Consider the following 22,506-nt stretch of genomic DNA (forward strand, 5'->3'; position numbering starts at 1 on the left):
GGCGGGCACGACGGCCGGTGGTGCTCCGCGCACTCTGGCCGAAAAACGGGCCCCGGATCAACCACTTCACGCACCTGTGACATGTCAGACAGGGCTCCCGTCACGACAAACCCGGATGTCCATGAACGGACCGGACCCTGATCCGCGCCCCGTGGACCCCCGATAGGTGTAGGGGACCCATGCCCTTCGCCGTCCTCCCCGAAGCGGACGGACCGGGGTACGCAGGGATGATCCGGGCGCCTCTTCTTTCACCGGGCAGTACGACGAGATGGCTTTATCCCGCTCATACCTTCGATGCGAGGGGTGGCGGCAGCAGGCGGCCACCGGGCACGAGGGGGCAGGCCCGTCATGGGGAACCGAAGCAGGAGAGTGCGGGGCATCGCCGCGCGGGCCGGCGGCTGGAGTGCCCGGCATCGCTGGGCCGCCGTGGGGATCTGGGTGCTGTTCGTGGCGCTGGCGATGGGGCTCGGTTCCGCGGCGGGCACGGTCGAGGTCAAGGACAGCGAGCAGCTCAAGGGGGAGACACAGACCGCGGCGAAGCTGATCGAGGACGCCGGGATCGAGGAACCGGCCAGTGAGACGGTGCTGATCCAGACGAAGGACGGCTCGCTCACCGCCACGGACGGTGAGTTCCGCGCCGCCGTCGACGCGGTGGTCGAGGCCGTCGACGCGACCGGGGAGGTCACGGGCATCACCTCCCCGTACGACACGCGGACCATCTCGGAGGACGGGCGCAGCGCGCTGGTGCAGTTCGACATGCGCGGGGACTCCGAGACGGCCGGTGAGCGGGTGCAGCCGGTGCTGGACGCGGTCGGGGAGGTCCAGCGCGAGCATGAGTCGCTGCGGATCGAGGAGATCGGCGGCGCCAGCATGATGAAGACGTTCGACCAGGCGTTCGGCGACGACTTCAAGCAGGCCGAGTACTCGGCGGTGCCGGTGGCGCTGGGCATTCTGCTGATCGCGTTCGGCGCGCTGGTGGCGGCCCTGGTGCCGGTGCTGCTGGCGATCACCGCGATCATCGCCACGATGGGCCTGATGGGCCTGGTGAGCCATCTGATGCCGATGAGCGACACCGCCAACTCCGTGATGCTGCTGGTCGGTCTGGCGGTCGGCGTCGACTACTGCCTGTTCTATCTGCGCCGGGAGCGCGAGGAGCGGCAGGCCGGCCGGGACGCGCAGACGGCGTTGCAGATCGCCGCCGCGACCAGCGGACGCGCGATCGTCGTCTCGGGCGTCACCGTGTGTGTCGCCATGGCGGGGATGCTGTTCACCGGGATCGCCGAGTTCGAGGCGATGGGCCTGGCCTCGCTGATCGTGGTCGCGGTCGCGATGGTCGGCTCGGTGACCGTGCTCCCGGCGGTGCTCTCGCTGCTGGGTGAGCGGGTGGAGAGGGGCAGGGTGCCGTTCCTGCGCCGTCGCAGCGCGGCGGGCAACAGCGGGAGCCGGTTCTGGAGCGCGGTCCTCAAGGGCGTGCTGGCCCGGCCGGTGGTGTCGGTCGTGGTGGCGGTCGGCGCGCTGCTGGCGGTGGCGGCGCCCGCGGTCGGCATGAAGACCCAGGACCTCACCCTGGACCAGGAGTTCGGCGACTCGCTGCCGATCGTGCAGACGTACGACCGGGTCAACACGGCCTTCCCTGGCGGTTCGGATCCCGCCGAGGTGGTGGTGAAGGCCGACGACATCAACGCGCCCGAGGTGCGGGATGCGCTGGCCAGCTTCCGTGAGCAGGCGATCAGTTCGGGTGCCTCGCGCGGGCCGGTCGAGATCAGCGTGCACGACGAGGAGAACCTCGCGTTCGTCTATGTCCCGCTGGTCGGCGGCTCCGACCTGGACAAGGCGGGCGCGAGCCTGGACATCCTGCGCGACGAGGTGCGGCCCGCGACGCTCGGCGAGGTCGAGGGCGTCGAGGCGCCGATCACCGGTCAGGTCGCGGGGTCCAAGGACTTCAGCGATCAGCTGGTGGGCGCGGTCGTCCCGGTGTTCGTCTTCGTGATCCTGTTCGCGTTCGTGCTGATGCTGCTGTCGTTCCGCTCGCTGACCGTCGCGATCACCTCGATCGTGCTGAACCTGCTGTCGGTGGGCGCGGCCTACGGGATTCTCGTCGCCGTCTTCCAGCATGGCTGGGGCGCGTCCCTGGTGGGCGCGGAGGGCGTCGGCGCGATCGTCAGCTGGCTGCCGCTGTTCCTGTTCGTGATCCTGTTCGGCCTGTCGATGGACTACCACGTGTTCGTGGTCTCCCGGATCCGCGAGGCGCGGCTGCGGGGGCGCACCACGAAGGACGCGATCACCCACGGTGTGGTCACCACGGCGGGGGTCGTCACCAGCGCCGCCGTCATCATGGTCGCCGTCTTCGCCATCTTCGGCACGCTGTCCATGCAGTCCATGAAGCAGATGGGGGTGGGCCTCGCGGCGGCGGTCCTGATCGACGCGACGATCATCCGGGGCGTGCTGCTCCCGGCGGTCATGGCCCTGCTGGGCGAACGCAACTGGTACTTCCCGAGCTGGCTCCGCCGCCTGCCCGACCTCACCCACGACGAGACCCCGGAGCCGGTCAGTCCGCGCGGGGAGGCTCGGGAGGAGGGGGTGACGGTGAAGGTGTAGCGGGGGTAGCGCCGGGCGCGGAAGGGCCCGCCGGTTCTCGGGGGAGAACGGGGCGGGCCCTTCGGCGCGCGGGGGTGGGACCCACCCAGGGGCAAACCCTCCCGTGGGGGACCCACCCAGGGGCGACCCCTCCAGGAAACCCGCCTAGCCCTTCCCTGCCCGGAGCCCGGCGGCAGCCAATTCGGCCTCGATGAGGTCCGCCGCCCGGCGGGTGCCGCCCTCGTCGGTCATCTCGGCCTGGATCTCCCGGAGACGGGCCCGCACCTTCGGGTCGGTGGTCAGGTCCTCGGCGAGGGTGCGCAGGGTGTCGGCGGTGGCCTCCTCCGTGGGGAGGACCTTGGCGACGCCGAGCGTCTGCAGCATCTCCGCGTTGCCGAACTGGTCGGCCGCCTGGGGTACGGCGATCATCGGGGTGGCCGTCGCCAGTCCCTCCTGGCTGCCGCCGGCGCCCGCGTGGGTGATGAACAGGTCGGCCTCGCGCAGGATCGCCAGTTGAGGAACCCAGGCGTGCACCTCGGCGTTGGCGGGGATCTCGCCCAGTTCGGCGGGGTCCACATGCCGGCCGATCTGGAGGACGAGATGCCAGCCGGGCCGGTCGCCGAAGGCGCTCAGACAGGCCCGGTAGAACGCGGGCTGTTTCGTGAAGGCGGAGCCCAGCGACACCAGGACGACCTTTCCGGCACCGGCCGGGCGCCGCCAGTCGCCCTGGGCGCGGCGGTCGCCCCGGCAGGCGCCGACGAAGGTGTACACGGAGGTGTCGACCCGGTCGGCGTGCGGCTGGAGGGCCTTGGGGATCAGCACCAGCGAACGGTCCGGGCGGCCCCCGAAGTCGTCCGGGTGCAGCGGTACGCCGTTCTCCTCCAGCCAGGTCCGGAAGCGGGCGTAGTACGCCCTGCCGCGTTCGGTCCGTTTGGGCTCGGCCCACATCGGCTCGGCGACCTCGGTCTCGTACCCCTCCCAGGCGACGAGGGACGGCGAGAGCGAGATCGCGGGGACGCCCCAGCGGTGGGCAAGGACCCGTGCCGGGTAGGCGGCGATGTCGTGCAGCACGAGGTCCGGTTCGTCGCCCTCGTAGGCGGCGCGCAGTTGGGGCAGTGCCTGGATCGCGTCGTCCAGGAACGGCTCCACGTTGTCCAGCAGGGTGGAACCCCACGCCTCGGGGTCCGCGTCTGGACCCGGCAGCGTGGAGTTCCACGGCTTCACCTCGGCGCCGGTCTCCGCGACCCGCTCCGCGAAGGCCGGCGGGATCGCGTACGTCACCCGGTGGCCCCGCGCGACCAGCTCGCGGATGACCTCGATGCTGGGGTTCACGTGGCCGTGGGCGGCGATGGAGAACATGGCGAGGTGGGTGGGGGTCGTCATACGACCCACCCTATGCGAGACGAGACGTCTCGTGCAATGTGAGGAACAAGGTGAGGAACGAGGTGTCCGGCGTGGCGCCGCTCCCCCGCGCGGTCAGCACAGCACCTCGTGCAGCCGCAGCCAGCGGGCCGGTGGCACCTCCCCCACCAGCGCTCGCGGGTCGATCCGGGCCACACGGAACGCCGCGTCCACCCGGCGCCGGGGGTGCGCCCGCCGCAGGGAGGCGTGCAGACTGCCGCCGACCCCGGTGAAGCCCAGCTCCACCAGCCCGCGCCAGCTCGCGTACGCCTCGGCGTCGACCAGCGGTGTGCCGCGCCGCTCGATCCGGATGATCCCGGCGTCCACGCGCGGCACCGGAGTGAAGCTGCGGCGGCCGACCCGGGCGAGCAGCCGCCATTCGTAGCGCGGCCAGCTGCGCACGGTCAGCAGGGTCCAGCTGCCGTAGTCGCCGGTGCGCTTGCGGGCGTATTCGAGCTGGGTGAGCAGGGTCGCGTCGGTGAGCGCGGGGGCCCGCAGACACCAGTCCACGACGTCGGCCGTACGGGAGAACGGCACGTTCCCGGCGACCGAGAAGGGCGTGCGCGGCGGGCGGACGGCCAGGAAGTCGCCCGCGACGACCTGGACATGCGGGGTGCCGTCGAAGCCGGTGCGCAGTGCGGGGATCAGACGCCGGTCGATCTCGTAGGCGCGCAGTTCCCGGCAGCGCGGGGCCAGGTGGCGGGTCAACGCGCCGTTCCCGGCGCCCACTTCCAGGACGAGGGGGGCGGGGTCGCCGTGCGGTACGGCGAGTCGGGCGAGCCGTTCGGCGGCGGCTCGGTCGGTGAGGAAATTCTGCGAGAGCGCACGGGAGGTGCGCGGCGGGCGGGCCATGCCTGCGGGTCCTTGTCTTCCGTGAAAGGGGAAATGGGCAGCCGAAGGCCCTGACCGGAAGACAGAAAGAGAGAAAGAGGGGTGGCGAAGGTGGCCCGCGCGGGTCGTGAGGACCCTGGATCAGCGGGTGTCGCGCCCCGGCCCGGTCAGGGCTTCGGGGCAACCACGCACTCGGGTGTAGTGCGTGCAGCCCCGGCCAAGACCGGAGAAGAAAATTGCGTTGCATCCTGCCACGGACAGCACGCTAGGCAGGGGCGGCGGGGGGTGCAAACGAATTTCGGACCGGCCCGCCCCTGGGGCCCCAGGTCAGCGCTGGTAGCGGGCCAGTACCAGGTTGCCGTCGGTTTCCAGGCGGTGTTCCAGGTCGGCCGCGTCGATCGCTCCGCTGTAGTACTCCTGGAGGGCCGGGGTGGCCACCTTGTCCTTCCATTCGGGGTAGCCCCGTACGGACTGGGCGGGGGCGGGGCGCAGATGGGGGGCGAGGGCGGTGCCGGTGGCCCAGTCGTGGTCGGGGGTGTGCAGGGCCGGGTCGGCGAGGGCGGTCGTGCCGGTCGGGAGCATCCAGTCGCCGAGGGCGAGCCGGACCATGTTGTCCGGCTGGAGGAGAAAGTCGAGGAAGGCCGCCGCCTCCCGCTGATGCGGGCTGTCGGCGGCGATGGACAGGGTCTGCGGGCTGACGCCCTGGGTCAGGCCGTCCGTCCCGGCGGGCGCGGGCAGCACCTGCCAGTCGAAGCCCTCCGGGGCCTGCTGCACGATCTGCTGCCGGTAGGAGAAGCCGAGCGGGACCATCGCGTACCTGCCGCCGAAGAAGCCGGGCAGGGTGTCGGAACCGCCGCTGCCGAGGGTGGTGGGTGAGGCGCTGCCGTCGGTCTCGACCTGGGCGCGGACGGTGTCCGGCACCACCGCGTCGCCCGGCTCGTAGCGGATGGTGACCTTGCCGTCGGCGCCCCGGTGGAAGAGCTGCCCGCCGGTCGAGAGGGAGAGGTTGAGGGTGGCGGAGACGGGGTCCTTCAGGGGCCACGCCACGCCGTACTTTCCGTCCCCGGAGAGGGACTTGGTGATGGTACGGAACTCCGTCCAGGTCCAGGGGGTCTCCGGCGTCGGGATCCGTACCCCTGACTCCGCCAGCCATCGCGCATTGGCGATCAGCACCCTGGGCTCCTGGAGGAACGGCACCCCGTAGATCCCGTCGCCGAAGGTGGTCGTCCGCCAGGTGTGGGGCGGGATCTCGGACCTGAGCCGGTCCGGCAGCAGCCCGGTCAGGTCGGCCAGGTAGCCGCCGTACGCGAAGTCCGCGAGGTCGTCGGACGCGTCGTGGATGATGTCCGGCGCCTCACCGCCCTCGAAGGAGGTCAGCAACTGGTCGTGCACGCTGTCCCAGCTGCCCTGGACGTACTCCACCTGTACGTCGGGGTGGGTGGCGTTCCACTCCGCCACCAGTTCCTTGTTCACCGCGACGGACTCGTCCTGCCAGGCCAGGGACTGGAAGCGCAGGGTGATCCGGCCGTCCGGGCCCGTGTCCCCTCCGTCGCCGGAGCAGCCGGCCAGCAGCAGGGTCAGGGCGGTCGCGAGGGCCGCGCCCAGCCGGGCTCCCCGGGCGGTCCGGCGCATCAGCTCTTCACCGCCCCGGCGACCATGCCGCCCGTGATCCGGCGCTGGATGACCGCGAAGACGACCAGCGAGGGCAGGGTGGCGAGGACGGCCGCGGCGGTGAGCGGGCCGAGGTCGGCGACGCCCTCCGCGCCGATGAAGTGGGTGAGGATCACCGGCAGTGTCTGTTTCTCCGGGGTCTTCAGCAGCACCAGCGCGAAGAAGAACTCGTTCCACGCCGTGATGAACGCGAACAGGGCCGTCGCCACGATGCCCGGCGCGAGCAGCGGCGCCGTCACCGACACCAGGGTGCGCAGCCGACCCGCCCCGTCGACGGCCGCCGCCTCCTCCAGCTCCACCGGCACCGCCCGGACGTATCCGGTCAGCATCCACAGCGCGAACGGCAGCGCCCACACCACATACACCAGCACCAGGCCCGGCACCGAGTCGATCAGGCGCAGATTCTTCAGCACCAGGAACAGCGGGATGATCACCAGGACGAACGGGAACGCCTGGCTGACCACCACCCACCCGCTCGCCGCCCGCGCCAGCCGGCCGCGCTGCCGGGCCATGACGTACGCCATGGGCGTCGCCACCAGTACGGCGACCAGGGCGGCGGCGACCGCCGCGAGCAGGGAGTTGAGCCCGGCCCGCAGCAAGGGCTGCTCCTCGAACGCCTGGCGGAAATTGTCGAGCGTGGGCCGGTCCGGGATCCAGGTGGGGTGCAGACTGCCGAGTTCCCGGGGCGGTTTGAACGCGGTGGACAGCAGCCACAGGAACGGGAAGGCGAGGAAGACGAGATAGCCGAGCAGGGCCGCGTACTGGCCCACGCGGGTCGCCGTACGGGTCCTCATGACTCCTCGCCTCCCTTGAGCCGGCCGCCCAGGAAGACGGCGAGCGCGATCGAGATCAGGGCGACCATCACACAGCCCATGGCCGCCGCGTAGCCGAACTGGCCGTAGCGGAACGCCTCTTCGTAGGCGAAGAGCATCGGCAGCCGGGTGCGCCCGCCGGGGCCGCCGCTGGTGAGGACGTAGACCAGGGCGAAGGCGTTGAAGTTCCAGATCAGATTGAGCGCGGTGATGGCGAGTGCGATGGGGCGCAGGGCGGGCCAGGTGACCGTGCGGAAGCGGCGCCAGGCGCCGGCGCCGTCGAGGGCGGCGGCCTCGTGGAGTTCGCGCGGGGTGTTCTGGAGCCCGGCGAGCAGGGCGACCGTGGTCTGCGGCATACCGGCCCAGATCCCTACGACGATCACCGCGGGCAGGGCGGTGCCGAGCGAGGCGAGCCAGTCGTGGCCGTCGCCGAGGCCGAGGTCGCGCAGGGTCTCGTTGAGGATGCCGGCGTCCGGGTTGTAGACCAGCCGCCACATGATGGCGACGACGACCTCGGGCATCGCCCACGGGACGATGGCCAGGGCGCGGGCGAGCCAGCGCAGCCGCAGCCGCTCGTTGAGCAGCAGGGCGAGGCCGAGGGCCAGCAGGAACTGCGGCACGGTCACCCCGGCGGCCCACACCAGCCCGATCCGGAACGACTCCCAGAACAGGCCGTCCTTGAGCAGATCCTGGAAATTGAGGGTGCCGATCCACTGGGTGGGCTCGGTCCGGCCCGACTGTGCGTCCGTGAACGCCAGCAGGATCCCGTACAGCAGTGGGCCGACGCTCAGCAGCAGGATGGGGATCAGGGCGGGCAGCACCAGGAACCAGCCGCCGTGGCCGGTGGGCCGCCGCCGGGGCGCCGGGGACCCGGGTGCGCGGCCGGCCGGGCGCTCGGCCTCGGTCGCCAGGGTCACGTCAGCGGCTCCGGTGTCACGCGGCGGCTCCTTCGCACGGTTCGTGACGCTCGGGACCCGGCGGGCCCCCGTCATGGTCGTGAACGCGACCGGGGCCGTCAAGACACCGCGCGCCAACCGTGACCTGTGCGAATGCGACACTGGCCGGTGCGTGGCGGGAACACGACCCCGGTCGGCGCGGCAGGGAAGCGATCACGGAGGCGGACGATGGACGAGGCTCGGGCGCGGGACGTACTGGGCCAGGCGGGGGTGCTGCCCGGACCGGTGCGGGACGCGCGGCTGCTCGCCCTCGGGGAGAACGCCGTGTTCGCCGCCGGTGACCTGGTCGTCAAGGTGGGGCGCGACGCCGAGCTGCTCGACCGGGCGCGGCGGGAGGTGGCTGTCGCGGGGTGGCTGGCCGACGCGGGGGTGCCGGCGGTGCGGGCCGCGGAGGCCGAGCCGCGGCTGGTGGCGGGGCATCCGGTGACGGTGTGGTGGCGGCTGCCGGACGCCGTACGGGCCGCCGGGCCGCGGGATCTGGCCGAACTGCTGCGGGTGGTGCACGCACTGCCCGCTCCTTCCTTCGCGCTTCCCCGGCGGGAACTGCTGGGTGGGGTGGAACGGTGGCTGCGGCTGGCCGGGGACGCGGTCGATGCGGCGGACGCGGCGTATCTGCGGGAGCGGCGGGACGGGTTCGCTGCCGCTGCGGCTGGGCTGACGCCGCGTCTGCCCCCTGGGCCGATCCATGGGGACGCGCTGCCGCGCAATGTCCATGTCGGGCCCGGTGGGCCGGTCCTGGTGGACCTGGAGACCTTCTCCTCGGATCTGCGTGAGCATGATCTGGTGGTGATGGCGCTGTCGCGCGACCGGTATGGCCTGTCTGCCGGCGACTACGAGTCGTTCGTCTCGGCCTATGGGTGGGATGTACGGGAGTGGGAGGGGTGCGGGGTGCTGCGGAGGGCCCGGGAGACGGCGAGCTGCGCGTGGGTGGCGCAGCATGCGCCCGCCAATCCCGCGGCCCTGGCGGAGTTCCGCCGCCGCGTGCGGTCCCTGCGGGAGGGGGATGAGTCGGTGCGCTGGTACCCCTTCTGAACCGGCGTCAGGGCTCACGTCGGGGCGTGACGCAACCCGGCGCGACAGGGCGCCGCCGCGCCCACCCGTGCCGCCCTGCGGCACGACTGCCCGCAGTTACGCCAGATAGCGGCGGGCTAACCCCAACGCCCCCAGGGGCGCGGGGAACTGCGCGACCAGCCCCCACTCAGCCGCACCCGGACGACCAGCGCGGCCCCCTCAACCGCACCCGGACAACCCGCACGCCCCCCTCAGCCGCACCCGGACGACCCGCGCGCCCCCTCAAACCGTCCCCGTGAGCTCCCGTATCGGCCACGTCGTGTCCACCACCGCCCCCGCCTCCCCCTTCCCCCGCAGGAAGTGCTGGAAGTCCGCCGCCCATTCGGCGTACCACTCCACCTGGCGGTGGTGCAGCTCGGCCGGGCCGAGGGACGCGACCTTGGGATGCCGGACGGCTATCGCGCGGGCGAGCCGCGCCGCGGCGACCGCGTCCGCCGTCGCGTTGTGAGCGGCGTCCAGCCGGACGCCGTACTCCGCGCAGACCGCTTCGAGGTTGCGCTTGCCACGCCGGTAGCGGTCGGCCCAGCGGTCGATGGTGTAAGGGTCGATGACCGGCGCGGGCTCGCCCCCGAGCCGCTCGCGCAGCGACGGCAGCCCATGGCGGCGCAGCTCCGCGCTGAGCAGCGTCAGATCGAACGTCGCGTTGTAGGCGACGACCGGGACGCCCGTCTTCCAGTACGTCGTCAGCGCGGCGGCGATGGCGTCGGTCACCTGGTCGGCCGGGCGGCCCTCCGCCGCCGCGCGCTCGCCGGTGATGCCGTGCACCGCGACCGCGTCGGGCGGGATGGGGACGCCCGGGTCGGCGAGCCACTCCCGGCGTCCCAGGACCTGCCCGGCGCGGACCTCGATCACGGCGCCCGTGACGATCCGCGCCTCGCACGGGTCCGTCCCCGTCGTCTCCAGGTCGAAGCCGATCAGCAGCTCCCGGTGCCAGGCCATGACAGGTCCCCTCTTCTTGGTGGTGCTCTCCCCCAGTGATCTCCACCTTCGCACGGGGCACTGACAATCAGAGGAGCAGGTTCCGCTTGGCCGCCCCCGCCCCGTTCACGACACCGGCCGGGAATCCGCCCAGGCCAGTTCGAACTCCTCGCGGTAGGTCGGGAAGAGACCGCCCTCGTCCGCGTCAGCGGGGTCGTCGGGCTTGACGAGGCGGCCGCTGTTGCGCAGGACCAGGACCGGTGCCTCCATGCCCCGGGTGGCGCGCAGATAGGACTGGACGACGGCGATGCCGTCACTGCCGTCGCCGTCGACGAGGTACGCGGTGAAGCGCGGGGTCTCGTCGTACACCTGGATCTCGAAGGCGCCGGGGTCGCGCAGCCGGGCGCGGACCCGGCGCATGTGCAGGATGTTCATCTCCACCGCGCGGCTCAGCTCGCCGCGCTTGAGGCCCAGTTCGCGCTCGCGGCGCTTGACCGCGCTGGAGGCGGGGTTGAGGAACAGCAGACGGGCCCGGCAGCCGGCCTCGGCGAGGCGGACCAGGCGGCGGCCGGAGAAGTTCTGCACCAGCAGGTTCAGGCCGATACCGAGGGCGTCGAGGCGGCGGGCGCCGCCGAAGATGTCCTCGGCCGGGAACCGGCGCAGCAGCCGCACCCGGTCGGAGTGGACGGCCACCACGTCCGCGTAGCGGTCGCCGACCAGGTCCTCCACGGCGTCCGTCGGCAGCCGTCGCGCGGAGGGCACGTCACCGCCCGCGCCGAGCATCTCCAGCAGCCGGGCGGAGGCCCGCTCGGCCTGGTTCAGCACGGCCTGGGACAGCGCGCGGTTGCGGGAGACGACATTGCGGGTGACCTCCAACTCGTCGAGCGCCAGCTCGACGTCCCGGCGGTCGTCGAGGTACGGCTCGAAGCACGGCCAGTGCTGCACCATCAGCTCGCGCAGCTGCGGGAGGGTGAGGAAGCTGAGGACGTTGTCGTCGTCCGGGTCGAGCAGATAGCCCTTGCGGCGGCTGACCTCGCGGACGGCGACCGCGCGCTGCACCCATTCCTGGCCCGCGGGCCCGGCGGCGGCGACCACCCAGTCATCCCCGTGGACGGGCTCGTAGATCGGGCGGATCAGGGCGGAGACCACCGCGCGCAGCCGCTGTTCGACGAGGTTCAGCCAGATGTAGGCCCGGCCGGCGCGCTGGGCGCGGGTACGCACCTCCAGCCAGTGCTCGGCGCCCCAGTCCAGCTCGGAGCCTATGGACCCGGTCCCCATCGGCCGGGCCAGGGACACCGTGCCGGGCTGGACATCCGCCGCGTTGCCCTCGTGACGGTCGTCACCAGGGGGCAACTCCAGCCCACCCGAGCCCACCCGCGCACCGCCTTCCGCTCCCCCGAGCTGTCCCTGTGTCAACGATCAAGGAAGGGTACTCCGGGAGCGGTGGGCGGTGCAGCCGGATGGACAGGGTCGTTTCTCAACGGCCGCCGCGGACCTGACCGTTCTGACCGGCCAGCTCCTTGGGCGTGAGCGGATTCATAGCGGTCACGTCCCTCGGGACCAGGGAGAAGCCCTGCCAGTGCACCGGCATGGGCTGCTGGTCCTCGTCGCGCGCTATGTGGTGGAAGCCGACGTTGACCCAGGTCACGGGGTTGGTGAGGGTCTGGCCATTGACCCATTTGTCGACACTCTTGCCCGCGCCGGTGCCGCAGTCGAGCGGGTTGTTGCTGGCGAACTGCTCGCACTTGTTGTGCTGCGTGAAGTACACGTCGTGCTGGGAGAAGGACCGGCCCGGGTACGTGCTGGTGGGGCCCTGGACGATCTCGTAGGAGCGGCGGTGGCCGTCCTTGTTCTTGCCGGTGTTGCTGACCACGCGCCACCAGCGCATGTTCTTGCTGTCCCCGGCCAGCTCCTTGGTGATCTTGGTGAGGGTGGTTCTGTTGGTCGGGCCGCGGCCGGCCGTGGCCGGGCTCACCTTGGAGTCGTACTGCTCGACGCGGGCCCTGGAGGAGCCGTCCAGGCCGAAGTTGAGCCGCCAGAAGACATTGTGGCTGTGGCTGGTGGCGTACGACGTGGCGTCCTTGCCGATGGGCCAGCCACGGCCGTCACCGGCGTCGTAGTCATCGGGCGCGAGGGAGCCGGTGGCGCCGACGTTCATGGTGATGGTGCCGTCGTCCGCGAAGCGCCACTCGGTGATGTACTCGTACCAGCCGACCTGGTTGACCGTGTACACAAGCAGGTCGGTGCCCTGCTTCTGGTAGACCTTGCCGGCCGTGTCGCCCTGCATGCGGTACGCGTGTCCGCGCGCGCGTGTGGTGGTGCACAGGCCCTTGACGTCCGCGTTCTGCGGGTCCCACGCCTCGGGCACGCGGACCGTGCGGATCTTTCCGCCGGGGCATTCGGCGGGGGTCAGCGGCAGCAGCCCGGAGCCGAAGAAGTGCTGGTGAGGTCGTCGTACTCGTTCTTGCCGTCGTCGTAGGGCACATGGATCTGGCCGAGCTTGGCGCTGCCCAGGACCTTGATGGGCCTGGTCTCGCCGGGGGGCTGGTAGGAGACGTCCTCCAGGACCAGGCCCGCCTTGCTCTCGTAGCGCCAGCACATCCGCCAGGTGGTGCCGCTCGTGAGCTTCTGCTCGATGCGGTAGGCGGCGCTGCACGCGGGGGCCGGGGCGGCGGCGCGGGGCTGGGCGGCGGCGGGTCCGGCACCGGCCGTGAGCCCGCCGGTGAGGGCGGCCAGGGCGAGGCCCGCCGAGGCCGTGCGGGCACGGCTGATTCTGTTGACACGCATGAAGGAACTACTCCCTTGCGTAAGGAGTGAGGAAGACGAACGGAGAGAGGGGGGAGGGAGGCGGACGTCCCGTCAGGGCTTCAGCGTGCCGACCTTGCCGGTGCTGAGGTTGATCACGAAGGAGCGGGCGTCGATCCAGGGCCCATTGATCACCTTCGGGAACAGCCGGGCGCAGCGCTGCTCGCCGCAGGTGTCGAGCGCCGCGGACCGGGCGCCGGGCGCGGCCCGGTACACCATGGCGGTCACGCGCAGCTGGTCGGTGGAGGTCAGTGCCTTGCTGGTGGCGTCCTGGTAGTCGGCCTTCAGGCCCGCGCCGAGCGGGTCGGCGAGCAGCAGTTCGGTCGCCCTCGTCGTCTCCGCGCGGGTCAGCGGGGGCTGCACGCCGCGCTGGGTGCCGGTCCGCTCGACCTTGCCCGTGTCGAGGTTGACGGTCCTGGTGACCAGGGTGTCGTCCTTGTAGTCGTAGAACGAGACGTCGGCGCGGCGGGGCGCGTCCGGCTTGTCCAGGTCGGCCGTGTCGGGTTCGGCGAGGTCGGTGCCGAGCCGTTCGGGGCCGCGGTCCCCCTCCACGCTCTCGCTGGAGCGCAGCAGTTGCCGGTCGAGCGCGATCTGTTCGACGCGGCGCAGTTCGTCGTCGGTGAGCGGGTCGCGGCCCTTGCCGCGCTCGCCTTGTTCGGGCGCCGCCTCGACGGTGCCGGGTGCCACCGCGCCGCTCTCCTCGCCCGCCGCGCCCCCGTCGGCGGGCTGTCCGGGTTGTTCGGCCTGCCCGGCCCGCTGTGTTCCCTGGGCGGCGGACGGTGTGTCGTCGGCGCCGGCCGTGCCCGGCAGCGTGACGGCGACCATCGCGGCGGTCCCGGCGACGGCTATGCCCGCGCCGGCCACCACCTTGCCCAGGTGTCGGCGCATCATCTCGCGCACATTTCCCCCTGCTCCCCCTTCGTGTCGCGGGAGTGAGTGTTGCCCCATCGGGTTCGGCCCCCGCGCACGGCGCTGGTCGGTCGCGCGCCGGCCTCGGCCGTCCGCGCGACGCGCCGGTCACGGCGGGCCAGGTCGCCCGGTAAGAGGGACCTGGGTCAGGGGAGGTTCCCTCACTTTCGTGGAGACTCGGCGCGCAAGGCGCCCCCAGCTGGGGGCCGCACCTGGAAGAGTCGTGACCATGCAGGTCTGGCCTGGAGAGGCGTATCCCCTCGGTGCCACGTACGACGGCGCCGGTACCAACTTCGCGGTCTTCACGGAGGCCGCGGACCGAGTCGAGCTGTGTCTGCTGCACGACGACGGCTCCGAGACGGCCGTGGAGCTGCGCGAGGCCGACGCGTTCGTCCGGCACGCCTATGTGCCGGGCGTCATGCCGGGCCGGCGCTACGGCTTCCGGGTGCACGGGCCGTACGTCCCGGAGCGCGGGCAGCGCTGCAACTCGGCGAAGCTGCTGCTCGATCCGTACGCGCGGGCGGTCGCCGGGCAGGTGCGGTGGGGCGAGGAGGTGTACGGCTATCACTTCGGCTCGCCGGAGCGGCGCAACGACCTGGACTCGGCGCCGCACACCATGTCGTCGGTGGTGGTGAACCCGTACTTCGACTGGGGCGACGACCGCCGGCCGCGGACCGAGTACCACCACACGGTGATCTACGAGGCCCATGTCAAGGGTCTGACCATGCGGCACCCGGGGCTGCCGGAGGAGCTGCGCGGCACCTACGCGGCGCTCGCCCATCCGGCGGTCATCGGGCATCTGACCGATCTCGGGGTGACGGCCCTGGAGCTGATGCCGGTGCATCAGTTCGTGAACGACCACCGGCTGGTGGACATGGGGCTGAACAACTACTGGGGCTACAACACCATCGGCTTCTTCGCCCCGCACAACGCGTACGCGTCCTGGGGCGACCGGGGGCAGCAGGTGCTGGAGTTCAAGTCGGCGGTCAAGGCGCTGCACGAGGCCGGGATCGAGGTGATCCTGGACGTGGTCTACAACCACACCGCCGAGGGCAACCATCTGGGCCCCACGCTGTCCTTCAAGGGCCTGGACAACGCCTCGTACTACCGGCTGATGGCCGATCACCGCTACTACATGGACACCACCGGCACCGGCAACAGTCTGCTGATGCGCTCGCCGCACGTGCTTCAGCTGATCATGGACTCGCTGCGGTACTGGGTGACCGAGATGCATGTCGACGGGTTCCGCTTCGATCTGGCGGCGACGCTGGCCCGGCAGTTCCATGAGGTGGACCGGCTGTCGTCGTTCTTCGACCTGGTGCAGCAGGACCCGGTGGTCTCCCAGGTGAAGCTGATCGCCGAGCCGTGGGACGTGGGCGAGGGCGGCTATCAGGTGGGCAACTTCCCGCCGCTGTGGACCGAGTGGAACGGCAAGTACCGCGACACGGTGCGGGACCTGTGGCGGGGCGAGCCGCGCACGCTCGCGGAGTTCGCGTCCCGGCTGACCGGTTCCTCCGATCTGTACCAGGACGACGGGCGGCGTCCGCTGGCCTCGATCAACTTCGTCACCTGCCATGACGGGTTCACGCTGCGCGACCTGGTGTCGTACGACGAGAAGCACAACGAGGCCAACGGCGAGGGCAACCGGGACGGCGAGAGCCACAATCGGTCGTGGAACTGCGGGGCGGAGGGCGACAGCGACGAACCGGGGGTACGGGCGCTGCGGGCCCGGCAGATGCGCAACTTCGTCGCCACGCTGATGCTGTCCCAGGGGGTGCCGATGATCAGCCACGGCGACGAGTTCGCCCGCACCCAGCACGGCAACAACAACGCCTACTGCCAGGACAGCGAGCTGGCGTGGGTGCGGTGGCCGAGGAAGACGGACCCGGACGACGGGGGGCTGCTGGAGTTCACCCGGGCGATGGTGTGGCTGCGCCGGGACCATCCCGTCTTCCGGCGGCGGCGCTTCTTCCACGGGCGGCCGGTGGAGGGCACCCACGACGAGCTGTCCGACATCGCCTGGTTCACCCCTTCGGGCAAGGAGATGACCCAGCGGGACTGGGACTCGGCGCCCGCCCTGGCGCTGACCGTGTTCCTCAACGGCAGCGCGATCTCGGAGCCGGGGCCGCGCGGGGAGCGGATCGCCGACGACTCCTTTCTGCTGCTGTTCAACGCCTCGCCGCGCACGCTGGAGTTCGAGGTGCCCGTGGACCACGGGCAGCAGTGGCAGATCGTGGTGGACACCGCACGCCCCGACCCGGTGCCGCCCGGCACGGGCCCCAAGGTGCGGGCGGGCGAGCGGCTGACGCTGGTGGACCGGAGCATGACGGTGTTGCAGCGGCCTGCGTGAGGGCCGCGCCCCCGCGGCCACTTCATCGGCTCACGCTCACGGCGGCGGTGGCTCGAACAGGCCCTGGCCCCGGCGGGGGAACGCCACGGTGATGTCCAGGCCGCCCTCCGGGCCCTGTTCGGTGAGGATGCGGGCGCGGTGCGCGCTGGCGATGGCGGCCACGATGGACAGGCCCAGGCCATGGCCGGAGGCGCGGGCCGAGCGATGGCCCAGGCGCTGGAAGGGCTGGTAGAGCAGGGGGATGGACTCGCGGGGGATCACGGGGCCGCTGTTCACCACCCGGACCTGCGGGGTGCCGCCCTGCACGCCGGTGGTCACCCGGATCCAGCCGCCGGAATTGGTGTAGCGCTGGGCGTTGCCGACCAGATTGGTCACCAGGCGCTCCACCAGGCTGGCGTTGCCCTCGGTCGTGGCGCCCGCGAGCTTCGTGTCCATGGTGACGTCCGCGCGGTCGGTGGGCGTGAGGTCGTCGAGGACGCCGGTGACGATCTCGGCGAGGTCCAGCGGCTCGGTCGCGAAGACCCCGCCCTGGCTGCTGGCCAGCGTCAGCAGCCCCTCGATCAGCCGCTCCTGGTCCTCCCCGATGGCCAGCGCCCGCTCGCACACCGCCCGCAGCGCCTTGACGTCGGGATCGGGGCTGCTGAGCGCGACCTCGATCACCGTGCGTTGCAGGGTGAGCGGGGTGCGCAGTTCGTGCGAGGCGTTGGCGACGAAGCGGCGCTGGGCGTCGAAGGCCGCGTCGAGCCGGGCGAGGAGTCCGTCGAAGGTGTCGCCGAGGTTCTTCAGCTCGTCGTCCGGGGGGCCGGGCATGGCGAGCCGCTCGTGCAGATTGTGCGCGGAGATCCGCCGGGCGCGGGAGGTCATCACCCGTACCGGCCGCAGCACCCGCCCGGCCACCACCCAGCCCAGGCCGCCGGAGATCCCGGTCATGGCGCCCAGCGCGATCCCGGAGCGGGTCAGCAGGGTGCGCTGGGCCTCCTCGCGCTGCTGGTCGAGGACGAACGTGGCCCGTGCCGAGATCTCTTGCAGCGCCGGGTTGCGCCAGGTGCTGGTGGCCGTGAGCTTGGTGCCCTTGGAGGCGGGGCTCTGCACCACCAGGAGGAAGGTGACGGCCAGCAGGGTCGCGCCGGACGCGAGGAACAGGGTGCCGTAGAGCAGGGTGAGGCGGAGCCGGGCCGACCAGCGGATACGGAACCGGCTCACCGGCTCAGATCCGGTATCCGACATGCGGCACCGTCTCGATCACGGGCGGGTCGCCGAGCTTGCGGCGCAGCCGGCTGATGGTCACCTTGACGGTGTTGGTGAAGGGGTCGGTGGCGTCGTCCCAGGCCCGTTCGAGGAGTTCCTCCGCGGAGACCACCGCCCCGCGCGCGGCGAGCAGCAGTTCGAGTACGGCCATCTCCTTCGGGGAGAGGTCGAGTTGGCGTCCGCCGCGCCAGACGGTGTGCTCGGCCGGGGAGAGCGACAGATCGCCGTGGGTGAGCACCGGGGGCACGGCGGGGTGGGCGCGGCGGGCCAGGGCGCGGATCCGGGCGACGAGTTCGGCGAAGGCGAACGGCTTGGTCAGATAGTCGTCGGCGCCCAGGCTCAGCCCGTCGACCCGGTCGGCGATGGTGGAGGAGGCGGTGAGCATGAGGATACGGGCCCGGCTGCCGTGCTTGATCAGCGCCCGGCAGACCTCGTCGCCGTGCATCAGCGGCAGGTCCCGGTCGAGCACGATCACGTGGTAGTCGTACACGGTGGCCTGTTCCAGCGCCTGCTGGCCGTCCAGCGCCAGATCGATGGCCATGCCTTCCTGCCGCAGTCCGGCGGCAATCGTCTCGGCCAGTTCGAGATGGTCGTCGACAATCAGCACTCTCATGCGGGCAAGGATGCCCCGCAGGCCATAACAGGGGAATAACGCGTGACAACGGGTGGGGTGGGTGAAAGAGGTGGACGCGGTTGTTCCCCGCGTGTAACCGGGCCGGGCGTAGAACTCACCGCATGTTCTCCACACATCGTCGCGCCCTGATCGGGCGTGTACTTCTTCCCGTATCCCTGCTGCTGACGGGCGCGCTGATCACCGGCTGTTCCGGCGAGTCGGAGGCCGCCGACGACGTGGCCGCCGACTCGTCCGCGACGCCGAACAGCCAGTTCGACCAGGCTCTCGCGTTCGCCGAGTGCATGCGCGCCAACGGCGTGCCGGAGTTCCCCGACCCGCAGCAGGCTGATGGCGGTGTCCGCATGGACGCGGGCGGCGTCGACACCAATTCGGCCGAGTTCCAGGGCGCCATGGAGGCCTGCCGTGACCAGGCACCGCAGGCCCAGGGCCAGGAGCAGGGCGGCGAGCCGCTCGATCCCACGAAGGTGGCCGCCTGGGCGGAGTGCATCCGGGCCAACGGGGTGCCCAACTTCCCGGACCCGGAGATCAACGGCGGCCAGATGGGCCTCGACTTCGCGGGTGCCGGGCTGAGCATGGCCGACCCGGCCTTCCAGCAGGCCCGTAGCGCGTGCCAGGACAAGTGGCCCGGCGGCGGCATGATGATCCAGGGTGGCGGAGGCCAGTGACGACGCAGGACGAGACCGGGCACCTGCCGGCCGTCGTGGAGCCCGGCGGGGTCCCGGCGGTCGCGCAGGACGACACGGATCGGGCGCCGGCCGTCGCCGAGGAGCCTCGGCCGGCGGGCGTCCAGGACGCCAAGGACGCCAAGGACCCAGAGAAGCCGCCTGTGGAGCGGCGCAGGCGCAGCCGTCGGCGCACCGCGCTGCTGGTGGTGGTCGCGATAGCGGTGGCCGCCGCCGCGGGGCTGGCCGCGACCGGCGTGTTCAGCGGGGACGACACCGCCTCCGCGTCCTCCGCGCCGGACGGGCCCGCCGCCACGACGAAGGTCCAGCGGATGACGCTGACCAGCACCGAGACCGTGGACGGCACGCTGGGGCACGGTGATCCGACCGCCGTCACCGACGGGTCGTCCGCCGCCGCGGCGGGACAGGCGGCCGGTGGTCAGGCGCCCGCCGCCGACGGCGAGTTCATCACCTGGGTGCCCGGCGAGGGCGACACGCTCACCCGTGGGGACACCGTGTACCGGGTCAATGAGCGCAAGGTGCCGCTGCTGTACGGGGCGATCCCGTTCTACCGGACTTTGGAGCCCGGGGTGGAGGGCGCCGATGTGCAGTTGCTGGAGCGCAATCTGTCCGAGCTGGGCTACACCGGCTTCGAGGTGAACGACGAGTACACCTCGGGCACCGCCGACGCGGTCCGGGACTGGCAGGAGGATCTCAACGCCGAGGAGACCGGGACCGTACGGCCCGGGGACGCGGTGGTGGCGTCCGGGGCGCGGCGGGTCGCGGAGCTGAGCACCTCGCCCGGCGCGGTCGCCGGCGGCGAGGTGCTCTCCTGGACCGGCACCGAGCGGATCGTCTCCGTGGAGCTGGACCCGCAGCACGAGGATCTGGTGGAGGAGGGCTCCCAGGCCACCGTCCGGCTGCCGGACGGCTCCACGGTGCTCGGCGAGGTCACCGGGATCGGCACCCCGGGCAGCGCGGCGGCCGGATCCGCGGCCGCGGGCGAGGGCCAGGGCGCCGACGAGGCGACGCTCCCGGTCCAGCTGAAGATCGAGGACCAGGACAAGCTGGGCCGCTACCAGGCGGCCTCCGTGGACGTGATCCTGGAGGCGGACAGCCGCCGGGACGTCCTCGCGGTGCCGGTCAACGCGCTGACGGCACGGCCGGGCGGCGGGTACGCGCTGGAGGTGCCGTCACCCGGCGGCGGCAGCGAGCAGGTGTCGGTGGAGCTGGGCATGTTCGCGGGTGGCCTGGTCGAGGTGAAGGGGTCCGGCATCAAGGAGGGCCTGGACGTGGGGGTGCCCAAGTGACGCCGCACGTCGTCGAGCTGACGGGGGTCTCCCAGCGGTACGGGGAGGTCGTCGCGCTGGCCGACACGGATCTGGTGATCGGGCGCGGTGAACTGGTCGCGATCGTCGGTCCCTCCGGGTCCGGGAAGTCGACCATGCTGAACATCATGGGCACGCTCAGTCTGCCCACCTCCGGCCAGGTCCGGGTGGACGGTCACGCGGTGGCGGAGCTGAGCGACCGGGAGCTGTCGGCGCTGCGCGCCAAGACGATCGGTTTCGTGTTCCAGCAGTTCCATCTGACCGCGGGCATCCCGGTGCTGGACAGCGTGGCCGACGGGCTGCTCTACAGCGGCATTGCGCGCGGCCGGCGGCGGCTGCTGGCGGAGACCGCGCTGCGCCGGGTGGGGCTCGGTCACCGGCTCTACCACGAGCCGCATCAGCTCTCCGGCGGGGAGAAGCAGCGGGTCGCCATCGCCCGTGCGGTGCTGGGCGATCCGCCGCTGCTGCTGGCCGACGAGCCGACCGGGGCGCTGGACTCGCGCTCCGGGGCGACCGTGCTGGAGCTGCTGCACGAGCTGAACGAGGCGGGCACCACGGTCGTCGTCATCACCCATGACCGGGACGTGGCGGCGTCGCTGCCGCGCGAGGTGCGGCTCAAGGACGGGCGGATCGAACACGATTCGGCTGCCGCCGGGGGCCGGGACGTGGGCGGCGGCCGGGACGCGGTCGCTGGCCGGGAGCTGGCGGCCGCGTCGAGTGGGGCACCGGCGATCGGTGCGGGCGGTACGGGCGGTTCCGGTGGCCCGGGTGGCACGGGTCGCACGGGCGGCGCGAGCGGGTCCGGGGTGGCGCGATGAGCGGCGAGCGGCGCCGGGCGGTCGGCGGCGACCGGCCCCGCCCGGCCCGGATGAGCCCCGCCGATGTGCTGCGGGTGGGCGGGTACGGGCTGCGCGCCCGGCCGATGCGGGTGTTCCTGTCCGCGCTGGGCATCGCCATCGGCATCGCGGCGATGGTGGGCGTGGTAGGTATCTCCACCTCCAGCACGGAGGATCTCAACCGGCGGCTGGCCGCGCTGGGCACCAATCTGCTGTCGGTCACCCCGGGGCCCTCGCTCAGCGGTGACGCCTCCCATCTGCCCACCGAGTCGGTGGAGATGGTCGGGAACATCCCCGACGTGGAGTCGGTGAGCGCGCTCGGCAAGGTCGACGCCAAGGTGTACCGCAACGACCACATCCCGGAGGCGGAGACCAGCGGGATCGCCGTGTACGCGGCGCGGAACAACCTGCCGGAGACCACCGGTGCCGAACTGACCGACGGCCGCTGGCTCAACTCGGCCAACGACCGGTACCCGTCCGTGGTGCTCGGCCCGCGCGCCGCCGAACAGCTCGGGGTGCACCGGGCCGGAGCCGATGTCCAGGTGTGGCTCGGCGACCGCTGGTTCACCGTGATCGGGCTGCTCGCGCCCAATGTCCTCACCCCCGAACTGGACACCCAGGCCCTGGTCGGCTGGCCCTACGCGGCGGAGCACCTGGCCTTCGACGGCTACCCGACGGTGATCCACGTACGGGCCGTGGAGGCGCGGGTCTCCCAGGTGCAGAGCATTCTGGGCGCCACCGCCAACCCGGAGAAGCCGGACGAGGTGGCGGTGTCGCGGCCGTCCGACGTGCTCGCCGCGAAGGAGGCCACCGACGACACCCTGAGCGGGCTGCTGCTGGGCCTCGGCGCGGTGGCGCTGCTGGTCGGCGGGGTCGGGGTGGCCAACACGATGGTCATCTCGGTGCTGGAGCGCCGCTCGGAGATCGGGCTGCGCCGCTCGCTGGGGGCGACCCGGGGCCAGATCCGCAATCAGTTCCTGTGCGAGTCACAGCTGCTGTCCGCGCTCGGCGGGGTCGGCGGGGTGACCCTGGGCATCGCCGTGACCATCGGCTACGCGTCCTACCAGGGCTGGCCGTCGGTCGTCCCGGTCTGGGCGATGGCCGGGGGCGTCGGCTCGACCCTGCTCATCGGCGCGCTGGCGGGCTTCTACCCGGCGGTCCGCGCGGCCCGCCTGCCCCCGACGGAGGCACTGGCGACGCCGTGACGCCCGGTCACACGGGAACCGTCCCCCGATCACGGGTGCCCCTCGACCATCCCCCGCGAGGGGCGCCGTGCGGGTCCGGCCCTGACCGGACCCCCTACCCTCCCCGGCCAACCGGCCGGGGAGGGTTTCGGGCTGGGTGGGGGGGTGGCGACGGGTGGGGTTGGGTGGGGTAGCTGGGGCCGGGGGGCCGGATGGGGCAGGGGTGGGGCCCGGTGGGGACAGCTAAGGCCGGGGTGGGGCCGGGGTGGGCCGGGTGGGGACGGCTAAGGCCGCCGTGGGACCGGGGTGGGGC

At 72.1% G+C, this 22,506-nt stretch carries 16 protein-coding genes and 2 pseudogenes; 7 read left to right on the forward strand and 11 right to left on the reverse strand.

Annotated elements, in window-relative coordinates:
* Positions 1 to 348: 348 nt before the first annotated feature.
* The gene (locus ACFRFC_RS23850; RefSeq protein ID WP_382692856.1) at positions 349 to 2,598 is read left to right on the forward strand and encodes an MMPL family transporter; all 2,250 of its coding nucleotides are present in this window, start codon (positions 349 to 351) and stop codon (positions 2,596 to 2,598) included.
* 144 nt (positions 2,599 to 2,742) lie between these two features.
* Here ACFRFC_RS23850 and mgt read toward each other — a convergent pair.
* From mgt to ACFRFC_RS23875, 5 genes and pseudogenes are all read right to left on the reverse strand, one after another.
* Positions 2,743 to 4,009, reverse strand: a pseudogene (gene mgt, locus ACFRFC_RS23855) (macrolide-inactivating glycosyltransferase).
* A gap of 44 nt (positions 4,010 to 4,053) precedes the next feature.
* Positions 4,054 to 4,830: an ErmE/ErmH/ErmO/ErmR family 23S rRNA (adenine(2058)-N(6))-methyltransferase gene (gene erm, locus ACFRFC_RS23860; RefSeq protein WP_382692858.1), complete on the reverse strand. Its 777-nt coding sequence runs from the start codon at positions 4,828 to 4,830 to the stop codon at positions 4,054 to 4,056.
* 306 nt (positions 4,831 to 5,136) lie between these two features.
* Positions 5,137 to 6,441: an ABC transporter substrate-binding protein gene (locus ACFRFC_RS23865; RefSeq protein WP_382692860.1), complete on the reverse strand. Its 1,305-nt coding sequence runs from the start codon at positions 6,439 to 6,441 to the stop codon at positions 5,137 to 5,139.
* Positions 6,441 to 7,274, reverse strand: coding sequence for a carbohydrate ABC transporter permease (locus ACFRFC_RS23870; RefSeq protein WP_382692862.1), 834 nt, complete (start codon positions 7,272 to 7,274; stop codon positions 6,441 to 6,443). The genes ACFRFC_RS23865 and ACFRFC_RS23870 overlap by 1 nt, the downstream gene beginning before the upstream one ends.
* Positions 7,271 to 8,209, reverse strand: a complete 939-nt coding sequence (locus ACFRFC_RS23875; RefSeq protein ID WP_382692863.1) for a carbohydrate ABC transporter permease — start codon at positions 8,207 to 8,209, stop codon at positions 7,271 to 7,273. The genes ACFRFC_RS23870 and ACFRFC_RS23875 overlap by 4 nt, the downstream gene beginning before the upstream one ends.
* 207 nt (positions 8,210 to 8,416) lie before the next feature.
* Here ACFRFC_RS23875 and ACFRFC_RS23880 point away from each other — a divergent pair, with 207 nt between their 5' ends.
* Positions 8,417 to 9,280, forward strand: coding sequence for an aminoglycoside phosphotransferase family protein (locus ACFRFC_RS23880; RefSeq protein WP_382692864.1), 864 nt, complete (start codon positions 8,417 to 8,419; stop codon positions 9,278 to 9,280).
* Positions 9,281 to 9,541: 261 nt separating this feature from the next.
* On the opposite strand, the gene ACFRFC_RS23885 is transcribed toward ACFRFC_RS23880, so the two are convergent.
* The 4 genes and pseudogenes from ACFRFC_RS23885 to ACFRFC_RS23900 all read right to left on the reverse strand — a co-directional run bounded on the left by ACFRFC_RS23885 (position 9,542) and on the right by ACFRFC_RS23900 (position 13,930).
* A complete protein-coding gene (locus ACFRFC_RS23885; RefSeq protein ID WP_382692865.1) occupies positions 9,542 to 10,258 on the reverse strand; it encodes a 3'-5' exonuclease in 717 nt (238 codons plus the stop codon).
* A 105-nt stretch (positions 10,259 to 10,363) separates the two neighbouring features.
* Complete coding sequence (locus tag ACFRFC_RS23890; protein ID WP_382692877.1) at positions 10,364 to 11,611, reverse strand: SAV2148 family HEPN domain-containing protein; 1,248 nt, start codon at positions 11,609 to 11,611, stop codon at positions 10,364 to 10,366.
* A 103-nt stretch (positions 11,612 to 11,714) separates the two neighbouring features.
* Positions 11,715 to 13,024 (reverse strand): annotated as a pseudogene (locus tag ACFRFC_RS23895) (copper amine oxidase).
* Positions 13,025 to 13,096: 72 nt separating this feature from the next.
* A complete protein-coding gene (locus ACFRFC_RS23900) occupies positions 13,097 to 13,930 on the reverse strand; it encodes a Tat pathway signal sequence domain protein (protein WP_382692878.1) in 834 nt (277 codons plus the stop codon).
* Between the two features lie 250 nt (positions 13,931 to 14,180).
* Here ACFRFC_RS23900 and glgX point away from each other — a divergent pair, with 250 nt between their 5' ends.
* On the forward strand, positions 14,181 to 16,301 hold the full coding sequence (glgX, locus tag ACFRFC_RS23905) for a glycogen debranching protein GlgX (RefSeq protein WP_382692867.1): 2,121 nt from the start codon (positions 14,181 to 14,183) through the stop codon (positions 16,299 to 16,301).
* 36 nt (positions 16,302 to 16,337) lie between these two features.
* Here the strand turns inward: glgX and ACFRFC_RS23910 are convergent, their stop codons facing one another.
* The gene (locus ACFRFC_RS23910) at positions 16,338 to 17,504 is read right to left on the reverse strand and encodes a sensor histidine kinase (RefSeq protein ID WP_382692869.1); all 1,167 of its coding nucleotides are present in this window, start codon (positions 17,502 to 17,504) and stop codon (positions 16,338 to 16,340) included.
* 4 nt (positions 17,505 to 17,508) lie between these two features.
* A complete protein-coding gene (locus tag ACFRFC_RS23915) occupies positions 17,509 to 18,162 on the reverse strand; it encodes a response regulator transcription factor (RefSeq protein ID WP_382692871.1) in 654 nt (217 codons plus the stop codon).
* Between the two features lie 122 nt (positions 18,163 to 18,284).
* Here ACFRFC_RS23915 and ACFRFC_RS23920 point away from each other — a divergent pair, with 122 nt between their 5' ends.
* From ACFRFC_RS23920 to ACFRFC_RS23935, 4 genes are read left to right on the forward strand one after another with little or no spacing between them, the layout of a single operon-like run.
* Positions 18,285 to 18,848 carry a hypothetical protein gene (locus ACFRFC_RS23920; RefSeq protein WP_382692872.1) on the forward strand — a complete coding sequence of 188 codons (564 nt, stop codon included), beginning with the start codon at positions 18,285 to 18,287 and terminating at the stop codon, positions 18,846 to 18,848.
* Positions 18,845 to 20,155 carry a peptidoglycan-binding protein gene (locus tag ACFRFC_RS23925; RefSeq protein ID WP_382692873.1) on the forward strand — a complete coding sequence of 437 codons (1,311 nt, stop codon included), beginning with the start codon at positions 18,845 to 18,847 and terminating at the stop codon, positions 20,153 to 20,155. The genes ACFRFC_RS23920 and ACFRFC_RS23925 overlap by 4 nt, the downstream gene beginning before the upstream one ends.
* Positions 20,152 to 20,991: an ABC transporter ATP-binding protein gene (locus ACFRFC_RS23930; RefSeq protein ID WP_382692874.1), complete on the forward strand. Its 840-nt coding sequence runs from the start codon at positions 20,152 to 20,154 to the stop codon at positions 20,989 to 20,991. Before ACFRFC_RS23925 ends, ACFRFC_RS23930 begins: the two co-directional genes overlap by 4 nt.
* Entirely contained in the window at positions 20,988 to 22,214 is a 1,227-nt protein-coding gene (locus ACFRFC_RS23935; RefSeq protein WP_382692876.1) for an ABC transporter permease, read from the forward strand. Before ACFRFC_RS23930 ends, ACFRFC_RS23935 begins: the two co-directional genes overlap by 4 nt.
* The last annotated feature ends 292 nt before the right edge of the window (positions 22,215 to 22,506 follow it).

It is taken from the genome of Streptomyces sp. NPDC056734 (genome assembly GCF_042790455.1).
Taxonomy (GTDB): Bacteria; Actinomycetota; Actinomycetes; order Streptomycetales; family Streptomycetaceae; genus Streptomyces.